Source organism: Rhodococcus (subgen. Prescottella) equi, from assembly GCF_003013675.1.
Lineage (GTDB): Bacteria > Actinomycetota > Actinomycetes > Mycobacteriales > Mycobacteriaceae > Prescottella > Prescottella equi.
Genome location: NZ_CP027793.1, coordinates 4975944 through 4997465 on the forward strand (window position 1 = coordinate 4975944; position 21522 = coordinate 4997465).

The window sequence follows — 21522 nt, forward strand, 5'->3', positions numbered from 1 at the left end:
ATGATTTTCATTACGCGATAGACCTTGCGGCATGATTCGCACCGACCCCACCTCCCGACGCCTCACCCTCGCCGCGTCCGTCGCGACGTGCGCGGCCCTGCTGGCGGGCTGCTCGGGTACCGACGACGGCACCACCACCGCGACCGCCGCAGCGGCCGTGGGCCCCGAGTCCACCACCGCCAAACCCGCGCAGGCTCGCTCCGCGACACCTCGACTGGCCGTCACCTACGACGGCGGCATCCTCGTACTCGATGCCGAATCGCTCTCGCTGGTGGGCGAAACCGAGCTGGCCGGGTTCAACCGGCTCAACCCGGCCGGCGACGAGCGGCACGTGATCGTCTCCACCGAGGACGGCTTCCGTGTGCTCGACACCGGAGCTTGGTCGGAGGCGCACGGCGACCACGCGCACCACTACACCGCCGCGCCCGCCCTCACCGCCGTCACGTTCGACGCGGACAAGCCCGGCCACGTCGTGCGGCACGCGGGCCGCACCGTCCTGTTCGACGACGGCACCGGACGCGTCGACTCGTTCGACCCGAGCACCCTCGCCGACGGCAAGCCACAGACCACGACGTTCACCACCCCGGTCGCGCACCACGGCGTCGCCGTGGAACTGGCCGACGGTGGGCTCGTCACCACGCTCGGCGACGCCGAGACCCGCACCGGCATCGTCGTCTACGACGCCGCCCGCACCGAGATCGCCCGCAGCGAGGAGTGCCCGGGCGTGCACGGCGAGGCCGTCGCCGCCGACGAGACCGTGGTGTTCGGCTGCCAGGACGGTCTGCTGATCTACCGCGACGGCGCGATCACCAAGGTCACCAGTCCCGACCCGTACGGGCGGATCGGCAACCAGGCCGGCTCGGAGGAGTCCGCCGTGGTGCTCGGCGACTACAAATCCGACCCGGACGCCGACCTGGAGCGTCCGACACGGGTGTCGCTGACGAACACCGTCACCGGCGAGCTGCGCCTGGTGGACCTCGGCACCAGCTACACGTTCCGGTCTCTCGGACGCGGCGCGTTCGGTGAGGCCTTGGTCCTGGGCACCGACGGCGCGCTGCACGTACTGGACCCGAACTCCGGTGCCACGATCCGCACGATCCCGGTACTCGACCCGTGGACCGAGCCGACGGAGTGGCAGACGGCCCGGCCTGCGCTGTTCGTGCAGGGTTTCACCGCGTACGTGACCGATCCGGCCACCAACCGGATCCTCGCTGTCGACTACGAGAAGGGCCAGGTCACCACTACTGCCGAGCTGCCGCACACCCCCGACGAGATCACCGGTGTGCGCGGCTGAGGTTCACCCGGAGGGTTGCGTGTTTCTGGGAGTCTCGCTTAGACTCCTCGGTCATGCAGCGCATCCAGGTAGTAGTTCACCGCCGTAGCGGGGTCTGATTCGGACCGACCCCTCGCTGCGGGTCGTTGAGCTATCTACTTGTCGGTCCTTCCTTCACTTCAGGAAGACCCCCGAAAATGCCCACCTCCCAGGCTTTCGCCACCACCACCACGTTCTCGAACGATCCGTTCTTCCAGCGTTTCGGCACCCACCTGCCGCGCGACCTGCGCGCCCAGGCGCAGGGCCTGAGCTGGACCGAGTTCGCCCAGCGCTTCAGCCCCACCGGCGGCCCGGTCCGTCTGGGCAGCTGGACGTCGGAGCACCTCGGCGCCGGTCGGCACACGTTCACCGCCACCCTCGGGCTCGGCGACCGCATCTCGTCCGCGGCGGCGACCGCCACCGGACCCATCGCGGCGCTCACCTCGATGCTGTTCGACGCCGGTTTCCAGCTCGAGATCCTGTCGTTCCACCAGCAGCGCACGTCGGAGGGCACCGCGACGTTCATCCTCGCCGAGCACGACGGCGAGCGCCGCTGGGCGATGTCCATCGCCGAGGACTGCAACGCCTCGGCGCGGGAGGCGATCATCGCGGCCGCCAATCTGCTGCATCGCTGAGAAAATTGATCTTCCGGACCCATCCATCGACAGGGGCGGCACCGAATACCGAGTGACCGCTCCTGTCACAACCGGAAGGACCACCATGTCTGCCACCAGGAAGCTCACCGCCGGACTGTTCGCTGTCGCCGCCGCCGCGGCAGTCGCCACCGCCGCGCCCGCCGCGGCCCAGCCCACCGGTTCCGCCGATCTGTGGCAGCCGCTCGCCCCGATCCCGTCGCTGGACGTCGCCCGCTACGCCGGCACGTGGTACCAGCTGGCGGCTGTCCCGCAGCCGTTCAACCTGGATTGCGCCCGTGACACCCGCGCCACCTACGGCGTGCTCGACGCGTCGAACGTCAGCGTGAACAACACGTGCACCACGTGGAACGGCGGGACCAACGGCATCGTCGGCAACGCCCGCGTCAACGACCCGGTCACCAATGCCCAACTGCACGTGAGCTTCCCGTCGGTACCGTTCCAGAACTCCCCCGACGGACCCACCAACTACGTCGTCACGTACCTGGCCGACGACTACTCGTGGGCATTCGTCGGCGACCCGTTGCGCGTCTCCGGTTTCGTGCTCTCGCGCACGCCCGCGGTGAGCGCCGAGGGCTGGCAGCAGATCCGCAGCGTCGTCGAGTCGCGCGGCTACAACTCGTGCCTGGTGCTCACCTCGCCCACCACGGGCGGGCGGTCCGACATCGCCCCGCTCTGCACGGTTTGACAGTTCGCCCGGCTCGCGCCATCGGCCTGAGTGCCCACTCTCTTCTCTTACATGCGGGATTCCGCGGATCGGGGCTGAGAGTGGGCGCTCCGGCTTAGTGGCTCAGTCCCTATTCGGTCGCCGCGGCCTCACGTACCGCGGCGCCGGTGATGTTCGCGAGCATGCCCTTGAAGATGATTCCGTGGAACGGCAGGATCGAGTACCAGTAGGCCCTGCCCGCAATGCCTTTCGGAAAGAAGATCGCCCGCTGCTCGAGCCGGGACCGGTGCGGCCCCTCCGGCTCCACCCGCCATTCGAGCCAAGCGCCACCCGGGGTACGCATTTCGGCCCGCAGCCGCAGCAGGTGGCCGCGGTCGATCTCCTCCACCCGCCAGAAGTCCAGCGGGTCACCGGTGTTGAGATGTCGCGCGTCGCGCCGCCCACGGGTGAGTCCGACGCCGCCCACCAGCCGGTCGAGCCAACCTCGGATCACCCACGCGAGAGGGAAGGAGTACCAACCGTTCTCACCGCCGATGCTCTCGAGCACCCGCCACAACGTGTCGGCATCCGCGTCGCACTCGGCGCTGCGGACATCGGTGAAGACCACCTCTCCCGCCCAGTCGGGATCGGACGGCAACGGATCCGACGGCGCCCCCACCGGCGACGCGTTGGCCCAATTGGTCTCCACCTCGCCGTTCTTGATACGGCGCAGCGCCAGTTGCACCGCTCGGCGGTACGGCGTCAGCCCCTCCTCGGGCGGTGGGATGACGTCGTCGATGTCGCGGTCGGTGACGACGGCGTCGTTGTGCAGCGATTCGATGAGCGCGCGGCCCAGCGAGCTGGGGATGGGTGTCACCAGTCCGATCCACAGACCCGCCAGGCGCGGTGTCAGTACCGGCAGCACCAGCACCCGACGCCGCCGCAGACCCGCCTCCTCCGCATACACCTTCATCATGTCGCCGTACGTGAGGACGTCGGGGCCACCGATGTCGAACGTCCGGCTGCGCGGCAGCGGTGCCGTGGCCGCAGCAACCAGGTAGTACAGGACGTCGCGCACCGCGATCGGCTGGATCCGGTTGTTCACCCACTTCGGGGTCGTCATCACCGGTAGCCGGTTCGTCAGGTGCCGGATCATCTCGAACGAGGCCGACCCGGAACCGATGACGACGCCGGCCTGCAGCACCATCGTCGGAACCCCCGACTCCATGAGTATCCGGCCCACCTGCGCGCGGGAGCGCATGTGCGGCGAGAGGTCGGTGTCCTCCGGGTGCAATCCACCCAGGTAGACGATGCGTCCGACGCCGCTCGCCTTCGCGGCCGCCGCCATGTTGGACGCGCCGCGCCGCTCCGCTTCCACGAACTCCTCGGAGCCGCCCATGGCGTGCACCAGGAAGTACACGACGTCCATGTCGGCGGTCGCGGCGGCCAGCGACTCGGGGTCCGCGAGATCGCCGCGCACGATCTCCACCTGTTTCGCCCACGGGATGTCCCGCAACTTCTCGGGAGAACGCGCCAGCACCCGAACATCGTGTCCGGCGGCGAGCAGACGGGGAGCCAGGCGCCCACCGATGTAGCCGGTGGCCCCGGTGACGAGCACGCGCAGTCGCGACATCACTCCACGGTAGCCTCGACAGTCATGAGTGCGCTCGACGAAACGGTCCTCCTCGACACCGACGACGTGTACGGATACCTGCACCGTCCGGCCGGCGACGCGGTCGGCAAACTCGTCCTCGCGCACGGCGCGGGCGGCGACCTCGACGCAAAACTCTTGCAGGTCATGGCCATCGGCTTCGCCGAACGGGGCTTCCTGGTACTGCGCTACAACCTGCCGTTCCGCCGGCGTCGGGCGTCGGGCCCGCCGAACCAGTCCCGGGCCGGAGAGGACCGCGAGGGCATCGTCGCCGCGGCCGACGCGATCCGCGACCTCGCCGACGGTCCATTGATCCTGTCCGGGCACTCGTACGGCGGACGCCAGTCGACGATGCTCGCCGCCGAGCGCCCCGACGTCGCGGACGGGCTTGTGCTGCTGTCGTATCCGCTGCACTCGCCCGGTAAACCGGAGAAGCAGCGCACCGAACACCTACCGGATCTGCGTAATCCGTCGCTGTTCGTACACGGCGACCGGGACCCGTTCGGCACCCCCGACGAGATGCAGGCGGCGCTCGAACTCATTCCTGCCCCGCATCTCCTGCTGCTCGTCGAGGGCGGGCGGCACGGGCTCGACCCCGAGCGCGCGGACGTCGTCGCGCGGACGGTCGCCGCTGCCGTGGACCTGTTCGACATCGGCTGACCGCCCGGGTCGGGGAAGCCGTCAGGGCATCAGTGCCGAACTGCCGGCGCTGACGTCGAGCGAGGTCCCGGTGACGTACCGCGCCTGCTCCGACACCAGGTACAGCACGGCGTGCGCGATGTCCTCCGGTGCCACCCACGGCACCCGCATCGGCGTGATCGAGGCATAGCGCGACTCCACGGTCTCCCGGGTGGGGTGCTCGACGTCCGGAGCGAACAGCCCGTAGAACGCCTCGTTGTGCACCATCGGGGTGTCCACCGATCCCGGGCACACCGCGTTGACCGTGATGCCGTGGCGGGCGAGCTCGAGCGCCAACGTCTTCACCAGGCCGATCACACCCCACTTCGCCGCGACGTAGTGCGACAGGTTCGGGATGCCGGTGTGTCCGCCCATCGACGACGTCGCGACGATACGTCCGTACCCCTGTTCGATCATGTGCGGCGTCACGGCCCGCAGCGTCTTGAACACCCCGGACAGGTTGGTGTCCACCACCGCGTCCCACATCTCGTCGGTGAGGTCCCACGTCTTCGCGAACGCGCACACCCCGGCGTTCGCGACGCAGATGTCGATCCTGCCGAATTCGGCTGCGGCGGCCGCGACCGCGGCATCCACCGCCGCCCCGTCGCGCACGTCCACGACGGCGGTGCGACACCGGACGCCGTGGGTCTCGACCAGGCGACGGGTCTCGTCGAGTTCGTCGACCGTCGCCAGCGGGTACGGCACGGTCGTGACGTCGGCGCAGATGTCGATGCCGAACACGTCCGCGCCCTCGTCGGCGAGCGCGAGGGCATGTGCGCGTCCCTGCCCGCGGGCGGCACCGGTGACGAACGCGACCCGACCTTCGAGCTGTCCCATATCTCCTCCAAGCATCAACTGCCCCAGATCATTACCGGGCCGATGCCGGTGCGGTCCAGACCTTCTTCCACACAACGGGCAAAACGCGGCCGCCGGCCCTCGGCGCCGAGACCGGAGACAAACCCCTGCCGGGACGTCGCGGTCCTGGGTACGCTGAAGGCGACCAACTATCGGGAGGTCGAGGAATGCTCTACAGCGATATTCCGAGTCACGCCGAGGTTCGCCGGCTCGCCGAGGTGGAGGGTCGCACCTGCATCTCGATCTACACGCCCACCGAGGACGACATCCACGATCCGGGCAAGAGCCGGCTCGAATTCACCAATCAGGTCAAGTCCGCGCTCGAACAGATCGAGGATCACAAGGAGCGACTGGCGTTCGAGCAAGCGTTCGACGACCTGATCGAGGACGAGGCGTTCTGGCGCTACCAGGCGCGCACGCTCGTCGTTCTCGCGACGGCGGACCGACTCCGCCGCTACCGGTTGCCGAACCGACTCGGTGCGTGCTGCATTGTCAGCGACCGCTTCTACATCAAGCCGCTGCTGCGGACGGTGACGTTCCCTCAGACCGCCTATGTGCTGGCCCTCGCCGAGGGGTCGGTCCGGTTGATCGAGGTCACGGCCGATCAGCCGCCGACGACGGTCGACGTCCCCGGGCTCCCCAAGGACGCTGCGAGCTACGCGGGCGTACGGTCACTCGGACGGACCCCGCCGGGACGGGTCAACGGCCGGGTGCAGGGCGACGAAGGCCGCAAACTCCGGGTTCGGGAGTATGCCCGCGCCATCGATCACGAACTGCGCAGCGTGCTGACCGGGCGGGACATCCCGCTGGTGCTCGCCGCCGCCGAACCGACCGCGTCGATCTACCGGTCCGTGAACAACTATCACAAGCTGCTCGACGACGGCATCCACGGCAATCCGGAGGAAATGAGCGACGAGCAGATATCGCAGGCCACCCGGGCAGTCCTCGACGGCTACTACGCCCAGCAACTGGCGACCATCCGCAAGCAGTTCGACGACCTGCGGTCCAAGGGCCGGGCACAGGTGGAGATCTCCGACGTCGCGCGGTCGGCGACGTTCGGGCGGGTCGAGACACTGTTCGTCGACATCGAGGGCGTCGTGCCCGGCACGGTGGATCCGGACACCGGCACCGTCGACCTCGCCGAGCTCAACGGCAACCACGAGTACGGCGTGGTCGACGAGATCGCCCGCCGGGCCCTGCTCACCGGCGCGAAGGTGCTCGCGGTGAGGTCCGGCGACGTGCCCGACGAGGTTCCGGCCGCGGCGATCCTGCGGTTCGCCGAATAACCCCCGCGCGAACTACGTCTCCTGCTGTCGAGACTCGAGGATCGTGGCCAGCACCGCCTCGACGTAGCTGTCGACGGCCGCCTTCTCGACGCCCAGCTCCGCGAGCACGCCCGCCCGGTCCTCGAGCTCGAGCAGCGCGAGCAGGATGTGTTCGGTGCCGATGTAGTTGTGCCCCAGCCGCAGCGCCTCCCGGAACGTGAGCTCGAGCGCCTTGCGTGCTCCGGCGTCGAAGGGAATCAGGTCGGGCACCTCGTCGGCGCGTGCGGGCAGCACCGCCGTGGCGGCCGCGCGAACCGCCTCCGCGTCGATGTCCTGCGCGGCGAGCGCCTTCACCGCAAGCGATTCGGGTTCCGAGAGGAGCCCGAGCACCACGTGCTCGGGGGTGATCTGGTCGTTGCCCGCCGCCCGCGCCTCGTTCTGTGCCGCCATCACGACGTTGCGGGCGCGGGGGGTGAATCGACTGAAGCCCTGGCTCGCATCGAGATCGGACGGCTCCTCGGGACCTTTGGGCACGAAACGTTTCTGGGCCGCCTGCTTGGTGACGCCCATGCTGCGACCGATGTCGGTCCAGGAGGCGCCGGAGCGCCGGGCCTGGTCCACGAAGTGGCCGATGAGGTGATCGGCCACTTCGTCGAGGTGTTCCGCGGCGAGGACCGCGTCCGTCAACTGTTCGAGGGCGTCGGAGTGCACCTTCTTGATCGCCTCGATGAGGTCGTCGAGGCGCACGGGATTCGACATACGCGTGGGATCTGTCATAAGACAACCGTAGGTTGACGAACCCATGTCGTCAACCCTGGGTTGTCGATCGGTTCGGTACCCGAGACGCCGCCCGGCACCTATCGTGAGAAGACCGATCGTCGTCGACGAAGGAGCCTGCAATGCCCGACTACGGCAACGACATCCGATTCGGTTACTTCCTCGTGCCCGACGCGGATGCCGCGCAGGGCCTTCTCGACACTGCGGTAGTTCTCGACCGAGCCGGATTCGATCTCGTCGGCATCCAGGATCACCCGTACCAGCGCCGCTTCCTCGACGCCTGGACGCTGTTGTCCGTCATCGCGGCCCGCACCGAGAACCTCGCAGTGTTCCCGGACGTCGCGAGTCTGCCGCTGCGCCCACCCGCCGTGCTGGCGCAGGCGGCCGCCAGCCTCGACCTCCTCACCGGTGGCCGCGTCGAACTGGGCCTGGGTGCCGGGGCGTTCTGGGATGCGATCGCCGCGATGGGCGGGCCTCGGCGGACGCCCGGCGAGTCGGTGCGCGCTCTGGAGGAAGCGGTGTCGATCATCCGGCTCATGTGGAGCGGAGAGCGGGCGATCCGCTTCGACGGCGACTTCTACTCCGTGGACGGAGTCCATCCCGGGCCCGTGCCCCTGCACCCCATCGGGATCTGGATCGGCGGCTACAAGCCTCGGATGCTGCGTCTGATCGGTGAGATCGGCGACGGCTGGCTGCCGTCGCTCGGTTACATCGACGACGACGGAATAGCCTCGGCCAGTGCGGCGATCGACGCTGCGGCCACCGCCGCCGGCCGCGATCCCGCGCAGATCCGGCGGATTCTCAACGTCGGCGAGGAGATTCCCCGCGACGAACTGCCACGGCGGTTGACGGCCCTCGCTCTCGACCACGGCATCGACACGTTCGTTCTCGGCGGCGCCGCGAGCGAAGAACAGCTGACCTACCTCGCGCAGGACGTGTTCCCGCGGGTACGCGACGACGTCGCGGCCCGGCGCTGAGGGCGCGGGCCCCGGATCCGGACCCGCGCCCCGAGGCGCCGAGGCGTCAGATGAGCGCCACCCCGGCGAAGGCCGCGAGCGCGACGAGGGCCGCGCCCGTGACCACCTGGACCCGGCGGTCGACCACACACATCGCGGAGAGGAATCCGGGCATGGATCCCCCGCGGCGGGTGTGCACGATCGCGAGCAGGCTCGGCATGCAACGCCCGAGACTGACGAGCGTGAACAGCGCGGCACCCAGGGCCGGCGATCCGGCCGCGATCACGCCGAGCACCAGCAGGTAGTAGGCGCTGGACCGGATGAAGATCACGAAGCCGGGACCGATCATCGCGCCGAACAGCAGCGAAACCTTCCACGGCGCCATCGACCGACGCAGGTGCCGGGGCAGCTGTCGCCGCCGCATCGGCGCGGGCAGTGTCACCAGGCCCATCTCGTGCAGGCCGTACGCCAATGCCAGCACCGCCCAGACCCCTACGGCCCACGCGATCGGGACCGCGCCCGCCACGACGGCGCCCAACGCACCGAGCAGCGCACCGGTGGGCGCACCCGTGGCGATCGAGCCCAGCGCGTGCCAGCCGAGCCGGCGCACGGGCGTCGACGAGCCCTTGCGTCCCGGCTGCTTCGGCGCCGCGACGACGCCCGCGACCGACATGCCGCACGTCGACCAGTTGGCGGCGAGCGCGGTGAGCGCACCCGCCCCCACCACCGACGCGATCAGGGACGAGCCCGCCGCCGGGGCGACGAGTGCACCGACACCGGCGCCGAGCACCGCGGCACCGGCGACGAGCGCGGCACGGGCCGGCATCGACACCGCCTTCTGCAGCGTGGGCCGGATCTCCGGGACGTCGGTCGCGATGGGGGCGTGCGCGAGCGACTCGCGCGTGAGTGTTTCCGTCATCGAAATCCCTCTTCCATGTGAACGAATTGCTGTGTCCGTCAGCCGGTCACGGTGACGGTGCCGGTCATGTAGCGATGGATCGAGCAGTGGTACTCGTAGACGCCCGGGGCGTCGAAGGTGTGTTCGTAGCTCCCTTCGCTCGTGATGCCGCTGTCGAACACTCCGTCGGAGCCGACGTGGTGGAGCAGGCCGCCGTCCTCGAACCGCCACTGCACCGTGCCCCCGACCGGCACGGTGACGTCCATCGGCCCGAAGTGGACATTGCGCACCACCACGACGGCGTCCGGGCCGGCGGCCGACGCGTCCGCGCATCCCGCGGCCAGCGAGAGCAGCACGGCGGGCGCGGCGAACCACCGCCGGTTCATTCCGTCACGACGACGGTGCCGACCATCATCGGGTGCGGCGTGCAGTGATAGTCGAAGGTGCCCGCGTCGTCGAAGGTGTACTCGTACGTGCCGGTGGTCATCAGTTCGCTCTTCAACTTGTCCTGCAGCGCCCCCTCACCCGCGACGTCGTGCGGCAGGCCCGCGTCGTCGAACTTCCACTGCACGGTCTGTCCCTTCTCGATGGTGACCTGGGCCGGTGTGTAGGCCATGTTCTTCACCTCGATCACCGCGGCGGGTGCACTGCCGCCCGCGTCGGCCTCCCCACTGCTGCAACCGGTGACCAGCGCAGCCGTCGTGATCAGGCCCGCGGCGAGTGCGACGATTCTCTTCATGATCGGTCCTCTCACCGGATGTACCGCAGGTTCGCGGTCATTCCGGCCTCGAAGTGGTAGGCGTTGTGGCAGTGGAACATCCACTCGCCCGGATTGTCGGCGTCGAACTCGATCGCCAGCTCCGTGCCGGGCAGCACGTTGACGGTGTCCCGGCGCAGCCCCCCGTAGGCGGGGACGGCGAAGGTGTGCCCGTGCGTGTGCATCGGATGCCACATCGACGACGAGTTCGTCATCGTGATGCGCACCCGCTCACCCTGTTTCATGACGAGCTTGCCCGCGTCGGCGCCCGCCATGCCCCACACGTAGCGGTCGCCGGCCTGGATGAGTTCGACGCGGTAGTCCCGGTCCGGGGTGCGGTCCTCCAGACGCACCGCGTCGACGGGACGAAGCTCGCTCTCGAGCACCAGCCGACCCGAGAGTTCCGGGACCAGTCCGCCGACATCGGGATTCGACAACGGAACAGCGTCGGGTGTGCGCAGCACCGTCGATGCGTAGCCGTCGCGCCCCTCGACCTTCGCCACCACCGGCCACACCCCGGACCGGACGGTGACCAGCACGTCGATGCGCTGCGCCATGCCGACGATCACGGTGTCCGCGACGGCCGGCCGGACGTCGAAGCCGTCGACGGCCACGACGGTCAGTTCGTGACCCGCCACCGCGAATCGGTACGGAGTCTCTGCCGCGGCGTTGATGATGCGCATTCTCAGCCGCTGCCCCACCGGCGCCTCGATCGCCGCCGGATCGTTCGGCGGTCGCCCGTTGATCAGGTGCATCGGGTAGGCGATGTGCTGGGTCATACCGCCCAGTGCCGTCGAATCACCGTGGCCCTGCGCCACCAACTGCTGCGCCACTCCCATCTCGCCCTCGGAGTGAGCCGTCGGCGCGGCCGCACCGCCACCGTGCCCCGCGTGCCCGCCGGCGATCGCCGGGTTGAGTGCCATCAGCACCGCGTCCGGCGTGGTTCCCAGGCCGTCGATCCAATCGTCCAGCACCAGCACGGCGTCCGCATCGGCGCCGGTACTGTCGTCCGGATCCTCGACGATCATCGCGCCGAAGAGGCCCCGGTCGGCCTGCAGGCCGCTGTGCGAGTGGTACCAGTAGGTGCCGGGATCGGGCGCGACGAAGTCGTACTCGAACGTGCCTCCGTTCGCTCCGATCGCCGGCTGGGTCACCGGTGCCGCGCCGTCCATGTCGTTGCGGATCCGTATGCCGTGCCAGTGCAGCGTGGTGTCCGCGGGTAGGCCGTTGGCGACCGACACCCGTACCCGGTCGCCCTTGCCGAGCCGCAGTTCGGGGGCGACCGCGTTGCCGCCGTACGTCCACGTGTCCACCACGCGGCCACCGAGATCGACCGCGCCGACCGCGGCCGCGAGCGCGAACGACGCCGTCGCCCCGCTCGCGGCGCGGGCCGCTTCGGCCTGCGCGACTTCCGGATCGGTGGGCAGGATGTAGTCGAGGTTGCCCGACGAGGCCTGCGCGTCCGACGTTCCGGAACTACAACCCGCGGTGGCCGATCCTAGTGCCGCGAGCCCGACCGCGCCGACGCCGAGCGAACTCAGCCGCAAGAACCGGCGGCGGTCGAGCACCGGGCCGCGGTCGGGCCGAATCATCGGAGCACCTGGGGAGTGAGGAGCGTACCGATGTCCTCGACGGTTCCGGTCACCTTCGCGGTGCTGACCTTGTTGCCGGTGGCGGACTCGATGCCGACGATCGTCTTCTCGGTCTCACCGTCCACCTCGGGACCGTCCCCGAGCACGTAGAGCGTGCGGCCGTCCACCGCGTACGCCATGCTGTCGATCCCGGTCAGCCCCAGCGCAGGCAGGTCGAGTGTCTTGACCGGCGCGAACGTGGTGGCGTCGTGCAGTTGAATCTTCACGACGTCGCCGCCGCGCGCCGAGTGCGGATGGATCTCGGTGTCGGTGTACTCGATCGCGATGCGACTGCCGGTGTTGTCGATCGCGTTCCCCGCGAAGCGGCCGCCCTCTTGACCGGCATTGCCGATCGGAGCCACCGTCGACGACGGCAGACCGTTCGCGAAATCGAACACGTACACGTCACCGTTGCCGCCGACAAGAAGCGCCTTCTTCGCGTCCGCCGCCCACGTGACCTCGCGGGCGCTGACGAAGTCGTCGGGCAACACCTTGGTGCGCTCGGTCTCGGTGGGGACGCCCGCGTCGTCGATGGAGATCCGGATCAGCTCGCGGCTCTCCTCGCACACGCTGTAGAGCTCGTGTCCGTCGAGCCACGTGAACGGCCCGCACCCGATGATCTGCAACGCGCCGCTCTCCTTCTTCGCGGCGAGGTCGACGACGCGGACACCGTAGAGCCCGTCGTCCCACGTGACGAAGTACTTGCCGTCCGACGTCACCGCACTCGAACCGGGCCGCGAGTGGACGCGGGCGTAGTCGGGCAGCATCGCCTCCGACGGCTCGAGCAGGTTGCCGGAATAGGTGCTCACGGTGAAGTCGGCCGCCCCGCGGGACCCCCGCGGACGCCACACCTCGGCGGCGAGCACTGCCGGGTCGCTCGTCTTCTCGCCGACGAAGCCGTGGATCACCGGGTCCCAGATTCCGGGACCCACCACGATGCGGCTCGCGGCGACGCCCGTCGCGGGATCGATCACGTTGACACCCAGCTCGAGTTTGCCGAATCCCCCGGCCACGGCGAGGAGTTCGTTCGCCTTGGCCGGCTGGACCTCGCCGACGTGCAGCGGTTCGGGGATGGTGGAACCGATCGCCTGGTCGTCGTGTCCCAACGAGATGCCCGCGCCGGGCGCGGTGAACGGGACACTCGGGTAGGTGACCTCGCCTGCTGTGGCCTGCGAGGACTCCGACTCGTTACCGGCCGCGTCGGACGAGCACGCGGCGAGCGAGAGGACGAGCGCGACGGGGACGGTAGCCGCGGCACCACGGACGAGGCGGCGTGAGGCATCGGTCATGAGCCGGCTCCGACCTTGGGACGGGCGGCGGGACGGGTCTGGCAGTCCTCGCCGATGATCGGCGCCATCGTGCACGTGTACGACTGGGATTCGTCCGACACGCACCAGATGATCTCCTGGTCGTAGCTGCCGGAGACCGGGTTGTACATGATCGCCTGCATGTCCGGCTCGCCGCAGAAGGCATTGGAACACGAAGGCGCACCGCAGCAGTCGTAGTACGCGATGAGGTACGTCTTGCCGGTGTCGGGGTTGGTGCAGCACCCCACCCAGAACTCGGCGCCCGGCTTGCTGCCCGGCGCACACGTCGTGACGCCGCCGCCGTTGCACGCGGCACACGACGTGCCGTCCATGTTGCACCAGCGCCAGTACTCGCACTCGGCAGGGTCCTTGCCGTCGTACACCGGTACGAGTGGGTCCTTGTCGGGTGTCGGCGCGGGCGGCGGTGCGGCCTCCTGCGCGAACGCGCTCCTGGTAACCGGCAGCGAACTGATCAGGGCCACACCGGAAACGCCCATCGTCCATTTGCCGATCCGGCTGATCATCGACCGGCGCGACACACGCTCGGACATCCGGCGCCCGGCACGGCTGGCGAGGGTTCCGCCGGACCCGGCCATCCACGCGGCCTGCTCCCTCACGGTGTCCTCGTCGACGGGATACCGGTTCTCGTACATCTCCGGACCGTCGTGTATCGGTTTGTCGGACATGTGTTCTCTCCGTTCTCGATGGGGGTTTCAGACGTGCGCGGCGAGGTTGGTCTTCGCCTGCTCGTGCAGGTGCTGGAGTGACGGGGTACCGGATTCGAGTGCGTTGAGCAGACTTTCGACCTGCGCCATGTGGTTGCACAGTCCCTTCGACCGGATCTTGCCGTGCTCGTCGAGGATGACGCCGTACGGCGTGGTCCCGACCTGGTAGGCGATACCGACGTCACGGCCGTCGACGTAGCTGAGTTCGCTGCCGATCCCCGAGCCGGCCAGGAACTGCGCGTGCTCCTCCGGGGTCCCGTCGGAGACGATGACGATCTCCAGGTCCCTCTCGGCCTTCGCCATCGCCCGCAGCCCGGGCAGCAGGCTCTTGCACGTGGAACAGGTGGGCGCGGTGAACAGCAGCAGCTGCGGCTTGTCCCGGTGCCCGCCGACGCCGACGGTGCGTCCCAGGTGGTCGGTGAGGCCGCGGAACGACGGCGCGACCTGTTCCACCTTGGGGCCGGTGTCCATCATCCGGGCGCCCAGTGGGCCGAGCCGGACCTGCACACGGCCGATCTCGCGGGCGAGCGCCAGCACCATGAGGAACAGCACCGCGACGGAGACCGCCAGGACCACGACGGCGATGAGGAGGAAAGTGTTCATTGTCGATCCTTGTCGTGAGGGAACGTCGGTCAGTAGCGCGAGATCGCCGATGCGACACGCAATTCGATGGATGCATTGCTCAGGTGCGCGTCGACGGGCCGGCGTCCGAGGTGGACCACCGAGCGCAGTTGCACGGCCGCGACGATTGCGGCCAGCACTACAAGCACGCCCGCGACCGCCAGCACGTGCTCGGCCGGTGTCGGGGCCGTCGACGTCGTGGCCGCGAGCGCCCCGGCGACGACGGCCAGCGTGGCCGCCCGCACCGCGTGGAACCAGCCGATCCGCGGCGCCTCGCCCTCGTTCCCGAACGCGAAACAGCCGCAATCGAGTTCGCGGCGTCCTCGCAGCAGGTTGACGGTGAGCCCGACACAGAAGCCGGTGAACAGCACCGTAGCGACCGCCGCCGCGATCCGCGGGGCGAAGCCCGCGATCAGGGCCACGCCGAGCGCGATCTCCACCGACGGCAGCGTCGCCGCGACCAGTCGCTCCAGTGGCGCCGGCAGGATCCGGTAGCCGCGGACCACCCGCAGCAGGCTCTCCCGGTCTCGCACCTTCGGCACTCCGGCGAGCAGCAGCACACCCCCGACGGCTGCCGCGATCATCGTCCACAGCATGCGTGGATCCACCTCCTTCTCCAACGGTGTGGACCCATCGTTGCCGTCCCGGAAGTCGCCGTTGCGACGGTGACGAAACGTTCCGTCGCATCACGAGTGGGGCCGGCGAGAAGACGATTCCCACTTGCGAATCGCACATTGTTCGCAAAGGTAACCGGGCCGAAACACACCGGGGTTAGCTTGCGTCTGTACCACCGGGCGTACAGACGGGACGAGAGTCGTGACAGCTGCACTCCGGGCAGCGATTGCCCGTGCACAGGAGGCGGAAAGCCCACCGGAGCAGGTGTATTCACCGTTGCGTGCCCTCGGCCGGCGACGGCTCACGTTGGTCGACCTGATCGGCCAGTCGTTGTCGACCATCGCGCCCGCCACCGGGATGGTGTTCATCGCGTTGTGGATCACCGCGTACCGGCCCGGCGTCGGGGGCGTGCTCGTGATCGGCGCGACGACGGCGGCGGTCGCGCTGGTGGCGCTGTGCATCACCCAGTTCACCCGCCGCCTCGCGGCCGCCGGATCGCTGTACAGCTTCGTGTTCCAGGGCCTCGGCGCGCGGGCGGCGCTCGCTACCGGCACCGCTCTGGTCGTCGGCTACCTCGGCATCTCGATCTCCGTCATGTCGCAGGCCGCCGGGAGTCTGCTCGACATCGCGGATCTGCTTGGGCTGCGGCTGGACGGGCCCGCACCGTGGGTGCTCACCATCGCCGTGTTGGCGGCGGTGGTCGGCGCGATCGCGGTGCGGGGTGTGCGGTTCGCTACCCGTGCGATCCTGGTGGTCGAGAGCCTCTCACTGGTCCTGATCGTGGCGATCATGATCGGCACGCCCACCGGCACGGCCCCGGCCGGCGCTCATCTGCCGCCGACACCCGTGAGCCTGCTCCCCTTCCTCGCGATGCTCACCGTGCTGTCGATGGCGGGCTTCGAGAGCGCCGCGTTCTTCGGCCCGGAGGCCAAACGCCCCCTCGTCACCGTCACCCGCACCGTCCTCGTCTCCCCCGTCCTCGTCGGGATCCTCTTCGTGTTCGCCGCCACCGCGTCGCTCCTCGGGCACGGCTCGGTGATCGTCGGCGCGTACTTCGACGGCACCGCCTCCGGTGCCTCGTGGGGGGTCGTGCTCGCGGTGAAGGCGGGCATGGCGTGCTCGTGGTTCGCGTCCACGCTCGGCTGCGCGCAGGCCGGATCGCGGCTGCTGTACTCGATGGGCGTCGAACGCGTACTCCCGCCGGCACTCTCGCGCGTACACCGGCGCTTTCGGACACCGCACGTCGCGGTCGCGCTCTTCTCCTCCGCAAGTCTGACCGGCGCGGCGGTCTACGCGCTGTGGGCGCAGGCCGATTCGGCGGTGTTCGACGGCGTCGTCGAGGTCGGACTGGTCACGGCGTACACGCTCGTCGCCTTCGCGTCGCTGCGCTTCCTGCGCCGCATCGGCGAGCACACCGCGACGACCCGTGCGGCCGCCGTGTTCGTCACGGTACTCGGCGCCGGCCTGCTCGCGTGCCTCGCCGTCGACGGCACCGTGCACGACGTGTGGATGGTGCCCGCAACGCTCACGCTGGTCGGGTCGTCCGGCGTGTTGTGGCACGAGTTGTTGCGCCGGTCCCGGCCCGACAGTCTCGCCACGGTGGGCGCGTTCGACTCGGTCGAGACAGCCGACATCCTGCCGGGCGCAGGGGTTCTCGTCGTGGACGAGGACGGCCGACGGCGTATCGTCGCGACCGCCGGACACGGCGTGCGACAGGCCCGGGACGGCGAACGGTGATGCCGTCACGCACCCAGGTCCGCACCGAGGGCACGCACTTCAGCGGGCAACAACCGCAGGCCGTGCAGCGGGCACTCGGGATGCTCGAGGCGGTGGCGCATCTGGGGCCGGGGACGACGGCCAAGGAGATCGCGCGCTTCGCGGGTGTGCCTCCGGCCACTGCCTACCGGATGCTGAATCTGCTCGTCGCCGAGGGCTTCCTCGTGCGGGTGCCGGACCTGTCCGGCTTCGCGCTGGGACGCCGCACCGCGGAGCTCGCGCGGGCCGCCGCCGACACCGGCACAGTGCCGTCACTGCACGAGGCCGTGGAGGGACTACGGTCGCGCACGCGGTTCGCGATCCACGTCGCGTCGTTCGCGGGCGGCCGGCTGCGCATCGTCGACCGCGACCCCGACCACGAGATCGCGGCCGTCGGCATGCTGTCGAAGCACCTGCACGCCAACGCCCTCGGCAAGCTGATGCTCGCGTATCTCCCGGACGTGCACCCCGAGCCGGACCTGCGCCGGCTGACGGAATTCACGATCTGCGACCCCGACGAGCTGACCCGGCACCTGCGGGCGGTGATGCTGGACGGGTTCGCTCACGAGTGCCAGGAGTCCCGGATCGGCCGGGCCGCACTCGCGGTTCCGCTGCGCGATCGGGCGGATCACGTCGTCGGCGGGCTGTATCTGCACGGCGCCGACGGACGCGTCCAGCCCGACCGAGAGCTGATCCGGTTCCTCGCCGACGGCGCCGAAGGACTCACCGGGATGGTGTGATTCAGCCCTCCGCTGTCACGAAACCCTGGTCGACGAGCCACTGCCTGGCCACCGTCGCGGGGTCCTCGCCTTCGACGTCCACCTGCTTGTTGAGTTCGCTGATCACGTCGTCCGTGAGCACCGCCGAGATGGGTGCCATCACCTCCGCGACCTCCGGGTACCGCTCGGCGAAGTCCTCGCGCATCGTCAACGCCGGGTTGTACTTCGGGAAGAACTGACGGTCGTCCTCGAGCACCACGAGATCGAGGGCCGCGATCCGGCCGTCGGTGGTGAACACCTCGCCGAACTTGCACTGGCCGCCGTCCGCGGTCGCCTGGTAGATGATGCCGGTCTGCAGGATCCGCCGATCGGCTCGCGCCGGGTCGAATCCGTACGCGGCCGCCATGCCGGGAAAGCCGTCCTGGCGGACGTTGAACTCGGTCTCGACGCACGTCGTCGCCGCAGTCGGATCCCGCTCCACCAGGGCGGCGTAGTCGGACAACGTCCGCACCCCGGTGCGCTCCGCGGTGGCCCGACTGGTGGCGAGCGCGTACGTGTTGTTCATCGGCGCCGGATCCGTCCATACCATCCCGTTGCGCTCGAGATCCTCGTCCCGGACGGCTTCGAACTGTGCTCGTGAGTCGGGAATCGGCTCTTCGTGCCCGAGGTAGTTGATCCAGCCCGTGCCGGTGTACTCGTAGCTGACATCGATCTGTCCTGCCAACTGCGCGTCGCGAGTGCTGTTGGAGCCCTGGATGTTCGTCAGGTCGCGGACGTCGGCACCGGCCGCGGACAGTGCGAACTCGATGATGTAGCCGAGGATCACCTGCTCGGTGAAGTCCTTGGAGCCGACCGTGATCCGCGCACCGTCGAGCTCTGGGACGGGCGCGATGCTGCCGGGACCGACCTTCAGTGGGAGGGCACCACCCGATTCGAGGCCGCACGACGCCAGCAGCGTGGTCGCCAGCACCACCGCGGTGCCGACCAGGACTCGTCGCATCACCTTCATGTCAGCGCAGTCCCTTCGGGCCGAGGTACGTCTCGGCGAGCGCGCCCAGCCAGTCGACCAGCAACGCGAGCGCCACCGCCAACACCGCGCCCACCACGAGGGTCACGTTGTCGCGCAACTTGTATCCGGTGTCGATGAGGATGCCGAGACCGCCCGCGCTCACCAGGAAGCACAGCGTCGCGGTGCCGACCGCGAGGACGAGCGACGTGCGCAGGCCCGCCAGGATGTACGGCACCGCGAGCGGGAACTCGACGCGGCGCAGCACCGTCAGCGCCGACATGCCCTGTCCTCGACCGGCGTCGACGAGCGTCGGATCGACCGACTGGTAGCCGAGGATCGTGTTCCGCAGCACCGGGAGCAGCGAGTAGAACGCGATCGGCAGCACCCCGATCCAGAATCCCGTGGTCCGGGTCGCGAGGTAGAACAACACCAGCAGGCCGATCGCCGGCGCGGCCGCACCGATGTTCGCGATGCCCACGAAGATCGGCGCCAGCCGCGTGAAGCCCGGCCGGGTGAGCAACGTACCCAGCGGCACCGCGAGCGCCAGCACGATGAGTACCACCACCACGGTGATCAGTACGTGCTGCCACGTGAGCGTCGCGATGTTGGCGACGTTGATGCTCGCCTTCTGCGTGGCATTGAGGTCCCGGCTGAACGCCCAGCCCAGCACGCCGCCTACCAGGATCAGCACCAGCACCGGCTGCACCAGCAGCCGCATGCGTTCGGCGCGCGCGGTCGCCTGCTGTTCGGTGGCGGTGGTCATTCGGACAGTTCCCCGGTGACGTGGTCGTCGGCGTGTTCCTCGCGTACCTCCTGCAGTGCGTGGACGAGCGTGTCGATCGTCACGATGCCCGCGTACTCGCCCCGCCGGCCGGTGACGGCGGCCGACGCGCTCGCCTGCACCAGCAGTGCTTCCAGGGCGTCCTGCAACGTGGAGGTGAGCGACACGTTCTCGCCCACCGGGTTGCCGACGTCCTCGAGCGAACCCGCCGTCGCGAGTTGCTCGGGCGAGACCCACCGCAGCGGGCGATCGCGCGGGTCGAGGATCAGGCCCCACGGCGCGTCCTGCTCGGCCAGCTCCCGGCGCAGTTCGGCCACCGATCCGTTCCGGTACGCGGTGGGGCACTGGCTCAGTTCGATGTCGCGAACCCGGGCGAGCGTCAGCTGCTTGAGCGACGCGTCGGCGCCGATGAACCCGGCGACCATGTCGTTGGCCGGGTTGGCGAGGATCGCCTCCGGGGTGTCGTACTGCATCACGTGCGACTGGCTGCCCAGCACGGCGATCCGGTCGCCGAGTTTGACGGCCTCGTTGAAGTCGTGGGTGACGAAGACGATGGTCTTGCCCAGATCGGACTGCAGTCGCATCAACTCGTCCTGCAGCAGTCCGCGCGTGATGGGGTCGACCGCACCGAACGGCTCGTCCATCAGCAGCACCGGCGGATCCGCGGCGAGTGCGCGGGCCACGCCGACGCGCTGCTGCTGCCCGCCCGACAACTGCCGCGGGTAGCGGTCGCGGTACGTGTCCGGGTCCAGTCCCACCAGATCGAGCATCTCGTCGACACGCTCGGCGGTGCGCTTCTTGTCCCACCCGACCAGTCCGGGCACCGTGGCGACGTTCTTCGCGACCGTGAGGTGCGGGAACAGACCGGCCTGTTGGATCGAGTAGCCGATGCCCCGGCGCAGCCGGTCGGGGTCGATCGAGTGGGTGTCGCGGCCGGCGATGGTGATCGTGCCCGACGTCGGCTCGATGAGCCGGTTGATCATCCGCATGGTGGTGGTCTTGCCGCATCCGGACGGTCCGACGAACACGACCGTCTCACCGGCGGGAATGGTCATCGACACATGATCGACGGCCGGGTCGTCCTGGCCCGCGTACTGCTTGACGACGTCGTCGAGCACGATTTCGACGCCACTGCCGGTTCGTTCTTCGGCGGGTAGAAGGTCAGTCACGAAGCCCCCTCGAGGTGGTGAGGCGCCCGAGCAGGACGAGCAGTCCATCGAGGACGAGCGCCAGGATGACGATGAGAACGGTGCCGGTGAGCGCCTGCGGTACGGCGGTGGGACTGCCGACGCGGGACAGGCCCGAGAAGATGAGATTGCCCAGGCCCGGGCCTTTCGCGTAGGCCGCGATCGCGAGGATGCCCATGAGCATCTGCGTACTGACCCGGATCCCGGCGAGGATCGACGGCCACGCCAACGGCATCTCGATGCGGGTGAGCACCCGGAGCCGGTTCATGCCTACGCCGCGGGCCGCGTCCGTGATCGCCGGATCCACCGAGGCCAGACCGATGATCGTGTTCCGGATGATCGGCAGCAGGCCGTACAGGACCAGGGCGGTCACGGTCGGCGCGACGCCCAGGCCCAGGATGGGGATGAGCAGGCCCAACAGGGCGAACGACGGCAAGGTCAGCACGGTGCTGGCCAGGCCCGTCGCGACCGCCGACCCGATCGGACTGCGGTAGACGGCGATCCCGACGAGGACGGCGATCACACCCGCGATCACCACCGACTGGACGACCGCGCTGACATGGAGATACGAGTCCGTGAGCAGCTGTTGACGCCGCTCGGACACGAAATCCCACAGGGTCTGGAAATCCACTCCAGAACCTCCCTTCAGCCGCGACAAAGCCCGAAAAAGGCCCGTCCACTCACTGCAGACGGGCCTTCCTCGGGCCGCGCGGCACTGCGCTTG

At 69.2% G+C, this 21522-nt stretch carries 23 protein-coding genes; 8 read left to right on the forward strand and 15 right to left on the reverse strand.

Going from position 1 to position 21522, the window contains the following annotated elements; all coding sequences use genetic code 11:
- Positions 1-31 precede the first annotated feature (31 nt).
- The 3 genes from aztD to C7H75_RS23075 all read left to right on the forward strand — a co-directional run bounded on the left by aztD (position 32) and on the right by C7H75_RS23075 (position 2653).
- Positions 32-1294 carry a zinc metallochaperone AztD gene (gene aztD, locus C7H75_RS23065; protein WP_106851885.1) on the forward strand — a complete coding sequence of 421 codons (1263 nt, stop codon included), beginning with the start codon at positions 32-34 and terminating at the stop codon, positions 1292-1294.
- Positions 1295-1470: 176 nt separating this feature from the next.
- Positions 1471-1947 carry a 2-isopropylmalate synthase gene (locus tag C7H75_RS23070; protein WP_106851886.1) on the forward strand — a complete coding sequence of 159 codons (477 nt, stop codon included), beginning with the start codon at positions 1471-1473 and terminating at the stop codon, positions 1945-1947.
- Between the two features lie 85 nt (positions 1948-2032).
- A complete protein-coding gene (locus C7H75_RS23075; RefSeq protein ID WP_064078223.1) occupies positions 2033-2653 on the forward strand; it encodes a lipocalin family protein in 621 nt (206 codons plus the stop codon).
- A 109-nt stretch (positions 2654-2762) separates the two neighbouring features.
- Here the strand turns inward: C7H75_RS23075 and C7H75_RS23080 are convergent, their stop codons facing one another.
- Positions 2763-4244, reverse strand: a complete 1482-nt coding sequence (locus C7H75_RS23080; protein WP_022598419.1) for an SDR family oxidoreductase — start codon at positions 4242-4244, stop codon at positions 2763-2765.
- 24 nt (positions 4245-4268) lie between these two features.
- On the opposite strand from C7H75_RS23080, the gene C7H75_RS23085 reads away from it, so the two are divergent.
- Entirely contained in the window at positions 4269-4922 is a 654-nt protein-coding gene (locus C7H75_RS23085) for an alpha/beta hydrolase family protein (protein WP_106851887.1), read from the forward strand.
- A 21-nt stretch (positions 4923-4943) separates the two neighbouring features.
- On the opposite strand, the gene C7H75_RS23090 is transcribed toward C7H75_RS23085, so the two are convergent.
- Positions 4944-5777, reverse strand: coding sequence for a mycofactocin-coupled SDR family oxidoreductase (locus C7H75_RS23090; RefSeq protein WP_005516971.1), 834 nt, complete (start codon positions 5775-5777; stop codon positions 4944-4946).
- A 185-nt stretch (positions 5778-5962) separates the two neighbouring features.
- On the opposite strand from C7H75_RS23090, the gene C7H75_RS23095 reads away from it, so the two are divergent.
- Entirely contained in the window at positions 5963-7081 is a 1119-nt protein-coding gene (locus C7H75_RS23095) for a baeRF11 domain-containing protein (RefSeq protein ID WP_005516969.1), read from the forward strand.
- 12 nt (positions 7082-7093) lie between these two features.
- Here C7H75_RS23095 and C7H75_RS23100 read toward each other — a convergent pair whose 3' ends face one another.
- Positions 7094-7837 carry a Clp protease N-terminal domain-containing protein gene (locus tag C7H75_RS23100; protein ID WP_037084821.1) on the reverse strand — a complete coding sequence of 248 codons (744 nt, stop codon included), beginning with the start codon at positions 7835-7837 and terminating at the stop codon, positions 7094-7096.
- Positions 7838-7959: 122 nt separating this feature from the next.
- On the opposite strand from C7H75_RS23100, the gene C7H75_RS23105 reads away from it, so the two are divergent.
- Positions 7960-8814, forward strand: coding sequence for an LLM class flavin-dependent oxidoreductase (locus C7H75_RS23105; RefSeq protein ID WP_005516967.1), 855 nt, complete (start codon positions 7960-7962; stop codon positions 8812-8814).
- A 46-nt stretch (positions 8815-8860) separates the two neighbouring features.
- Here the strand turns inward: C7H75_RS23105 and C7H75_RS23110 are convergent, their stop codons facing one another.
- The 8 genes from C7H75_RS23110 to C7H75_RS23145 are packed head-to-tail and all read right to left on the reverse strand — an operon-like array spanning position 8861 to position 15328.
- Complete coding sequence (locus C7H75_RS23110; RefSeq protein WP_106851888.1) at positions 8861-9712, reverse strand: methylamine utilization protein; 852 nt, start codon at positions 9710-9712, stop codon at positions 8861-8863.
- A 38-nt stretch (positions 9713-9750) separates the two neighbouring features.
- Positions 9751-10077, reverse strand: coding sequence for a cupredoxin domain-containing protein (locus C7H75_RS23115; protein WP_106851889.1), 327 nt, complete (start codon positions 10075-10077; stop codon positions 9751-9753).
- On the reverse strand, positions 10074-10430 hold the full coding sequence (locus tag C7H75_RS23120; RefSeq protein ID WP_005516963.1) for a cupredoxin domain-containing protein: 357 nt from the start codon (positions 10428-10430) through the stop codon (positions 10074-10076). Before C7H75_RS23120 ends, C7H75_RS23115 begins: the two co-directional genes overlap by 4 nt.
- 11 nt (positions 10431-10441) lie before the next feature.
- Positions 10442-12040, reverse strand: a complete 1599-nt coding sequence (locus tag C7H75_RS23125) for a multicopper oxidase family protein (RefSeq protein WP_084870259.1) — start codon at positions 12038-12040, stop codon at positions 10442-10444.
- On the reverse strand, positions 12037-13368 hold the full coding sequence (locus tag C7H75_RS23130) for a hypothetical protein (protein ID WP_084924960.1): 1332 nt from the start codon (positions 13366-13368) through the stop codon (positions 12037-12039). The genes C7H75_RS23125 and C7H75_RS23130 overlap by 4 nt, the downstream gene beginning before the upstream one ends.
- Complete coding sequence (locus tag C7H75_RS23135; RefSeq protein ID WP_005516959.1) at positions 13365-14072, reverse strand: methylamine dehydrogenase light chain; 708 nt, start codon at positions 14070-14072, stop codon at positions 13365-13367. Before C7H75_RS23135 ends, C7H75_RS23130 begins: the two co-directional genes overlap by 4 nt.
- Before the next feature lie 27 nt (positions 14073-14099).
- Entirely contained in the window at positions 14100-14714 is a 615-nt protein-coding gene (locus tag C7H75_RS23140; protein WP_081184026.1) for a redoxin domain-containing protein, read from the reverse strand.
- A gap of 29 nt (positions 14715-14743) precedes the next feature.
- Positions 14744-15328, reverse strand: coding sequence for a MauE/DoxX family redox-associated membrane protein (locus C7H75_RS23145; protein WP_106852060.1), 585 nt, complete (start codon positions 15326-15328; stop codon positions 14744-14746).
- A gap of 220 nt (positions 15329-15548) precedes the next feature.
- Here C7H75_RS23145 and C7H75_RS23150 point away from each other — a divergent pair, with 220 nt between their 5' ends.
- Together C7H75_RS23150 and C7H75_RS23155 are read left to right on the forward strand one after the other, a co-directional pair.
- Positions 15549-17084 (forward strand): APC family permease, encoded by a 1536-nt coding sequence (locus C7H75_RS23150; RefSeq protein WP_013417528.1) that lies wholly within the window; start codon positions 15549-15551, stop codon positions 17082-17084.
- Complete coding sequence (locus C7H75_RS23155) at positions 17084-17842, forward strand: IclR family transcriptional regulator (protein WP_106851891.1); 759 nt, start codon at positions 17084-17086, stop codon at positions 17840-17842. The genes C7H75_RS23150 and C7H75_RS23155 overlap by 1 nt, the downstream gene beginning before the upstream one ends.
- Position 17843: 1 nt before the next feature.
- Here the strand turns inward: C7H75_RS23155 and C7H75_RS23160 are convergent, their stop codons facing one another.
- The 4 genes from C7H75_RS23160 to C7H75_RS23175 are packed head-to-tail and all read right to left on the reverse strand — an operon-like array spanning position 17844 to position 21429.
- Positions 17844-18830 carry a glycine betaine ABC transporter substrate-binding protein gene (locus C7H75_RS23160; protein WP_106851892.1) on the reverse strand — a complete coding sequence of 329 codons (987 nt, stop codon included), beginning with the start codon at positions 18828-18830 and terminating at the stop codon, positions 17844-17846.
- Position 18831: 1 nt separating this feature from the next.
- On the reverse strand, positions 18832-19593 hold the full coding sequence (locus C7H75_RS23165) for an ABC transporter permease (RefSeq protein WP_005516951.1): 762 nt from the start codon (positions 19591-19593) through the stop codon (positions 18832-18834).
- Entirely contained in the window at positions 19590-20780 is a 1191-nt protein-coding gene (locus tag C7H75_RS23170) for an ABC transporter ATP-binding protein (RefSeq protein WP_013417531.1), read from the reverse strand. The genes C7H75_RS23165 and C7H75_RS23170 overlap by 4 nt, the downstream gene beginning before the upstream one ends.
- Entirely contained in the window at positions 20773-21429 is a 657-nt protein-coding gene (locus C7H75_RS23175) for an ABC transporter permease (protein WP_005516948.1), read from the reverse strand. Before C7H75_RS23175 ends, C7H75_RS23170 begins: the two co-directional genes overlap by 8 nt.
- Positions 21430-21522: the final 93 nt, after the last annotated feature.

Bases quoted from the DNA above. Each gene is read 5' to 3' on its own strand.
- C7H75_RS23105 (WP_005516967.1), top strand. From the start codon at position 7,960: ATGCCCGACTACGGCAACGACATCCGATTCGGTTACTTCCTCGTGCCC.
- C7H75_RS23085 (WP_106851887.1), top strand. From the start codon at position 4,269: ATGAGTGCGCTCGACGAAACGGTCCTCCTCGACACCGACGACGTGTAC.
- C7H75_RS23155 (WP_106851891.1), top strand. From the start codon at position 17,084: ATGCCGTCACGCACCCAGGTCCGCACCGAGGGCACGCACTTCAGCGGG.
- C7H75_RS23120 (WP_005516963.1), bottom strand. From the start codon at position 10,430: ATGAAGAGAATCGTCGCACTCGCCGCGGGCCTGATCACGACGGCTGCG.
- C7H75_RS23080 (WP_022598419.1), bottom strand. From the start codon at position 4,244: ATGTCGCGACTGCGCGTGCTCGTCACCGGGGCCACCGGCTACATCGGT.
- C7H75_RS23140 (WP_081184026.1), bottom strand. From the start codon at position 14,714: ATGAACACTTTCCTCCTCATCGCCGTCGTGGTCCTGGCGGTCTCCGTC.
- C7H75_RS23095 (WP_005516969.1), top strand. From the start codon at position 5,963: ATGCTCTACAGCGATATTCCGAGTCACGCCGAGGTTCGCCGGCTCGCC.
- C7H75_RS23100 (WP_037084821.1), bottom strand. From the start codon at position 7,837: ATGACAGATCCCACGCGTATGTCGAATCCCGTGCGCCTCGACGACCTC.
- C7H75_RS23110 (WP_106851888.1), bottom strand. From the start codon at position 9,712: ATGACGGAAACACTCACGCGCGAGTCGCTCGCGCACGCCCCCATCGCG.
- C7H75_RS23070 (WP_106851886.1), top strand. From the start codon at position 1,471: ATGCCCACCTCCCAGGCTTTCGCCACCACCACCACGTTCTCGAACGAT.
- C7H75_RS23130 (WP_084924960.1), bottom strand. From the start codon at position 13,368: ATGACCGATGCCTCACGCCGCCTCGTCCGTGGTGCCGCGGCTACCGTC.
- C7H75_RS23135 (WP_005516959.1), bottom strand. From the start codon at position 14,072: ATGTCCGACAAACCGATACACGACGGTCCGGAGATGTACGAGAACCGG.
- C7H75_RS23125 (WP_084870259.1), bottom strand. From the start codon at position 12,040: ATGATTCGGCCCGACCGCGGCCCGGTGCTCGACCGCCGCCGGTTCTTG.
- C7H75_RS23090 (WP_005516971.1), bottom strand. From the start codon at position 5,777: ATGGGACAGCTCGAAGGTCGGGTCGCGTTCGTCACCGGTGCCGCCCGC.
- aztD (WP_106851885.1), top strand. From the start codon at position 32: ATGATTCGCACCGACCCCACCTCCCGACGCCTCACCCTCGCCGCGTCC.
- C7H75_RS23160 (WP_106851892.1), bottom strand. From the start codon at position 18,830: ATGAAGGTGATGCGACGAGTCCTGGTCGGCACCGCGGTGGTGCTGGCG.
- C7H75_RS23075 (WP_064078223.1), top strand. From the start codon at position 2,033: ATGTCTGCCACCAGGAAGCTCACCGCCGGACTGTTCGCTGTCGCCGCC.
- C7H75_RS23165 (WP_005516951.1), bottom strand. From the start codon at position 19,593: ATGACCACCGCCACCGAACAGCAGGCGACCGCGCGCGCCGAACGCATG.
- C7H75_RS23115 (WP_106851889.1), bottom strand. From the start codon at position 10,077: ATGAACCGGCGGTGGTTCGCCGCGCCCGCCGTGCTGCTCTCGCTGGCC.
- C7H75_RS23145 (WP_106852060.1), bottom strand. From the start codon at position 15,328: ATGCTGTGGACGATGATCGCGGCAGCCGTCGGGGGTGTGCTGCTGCTC.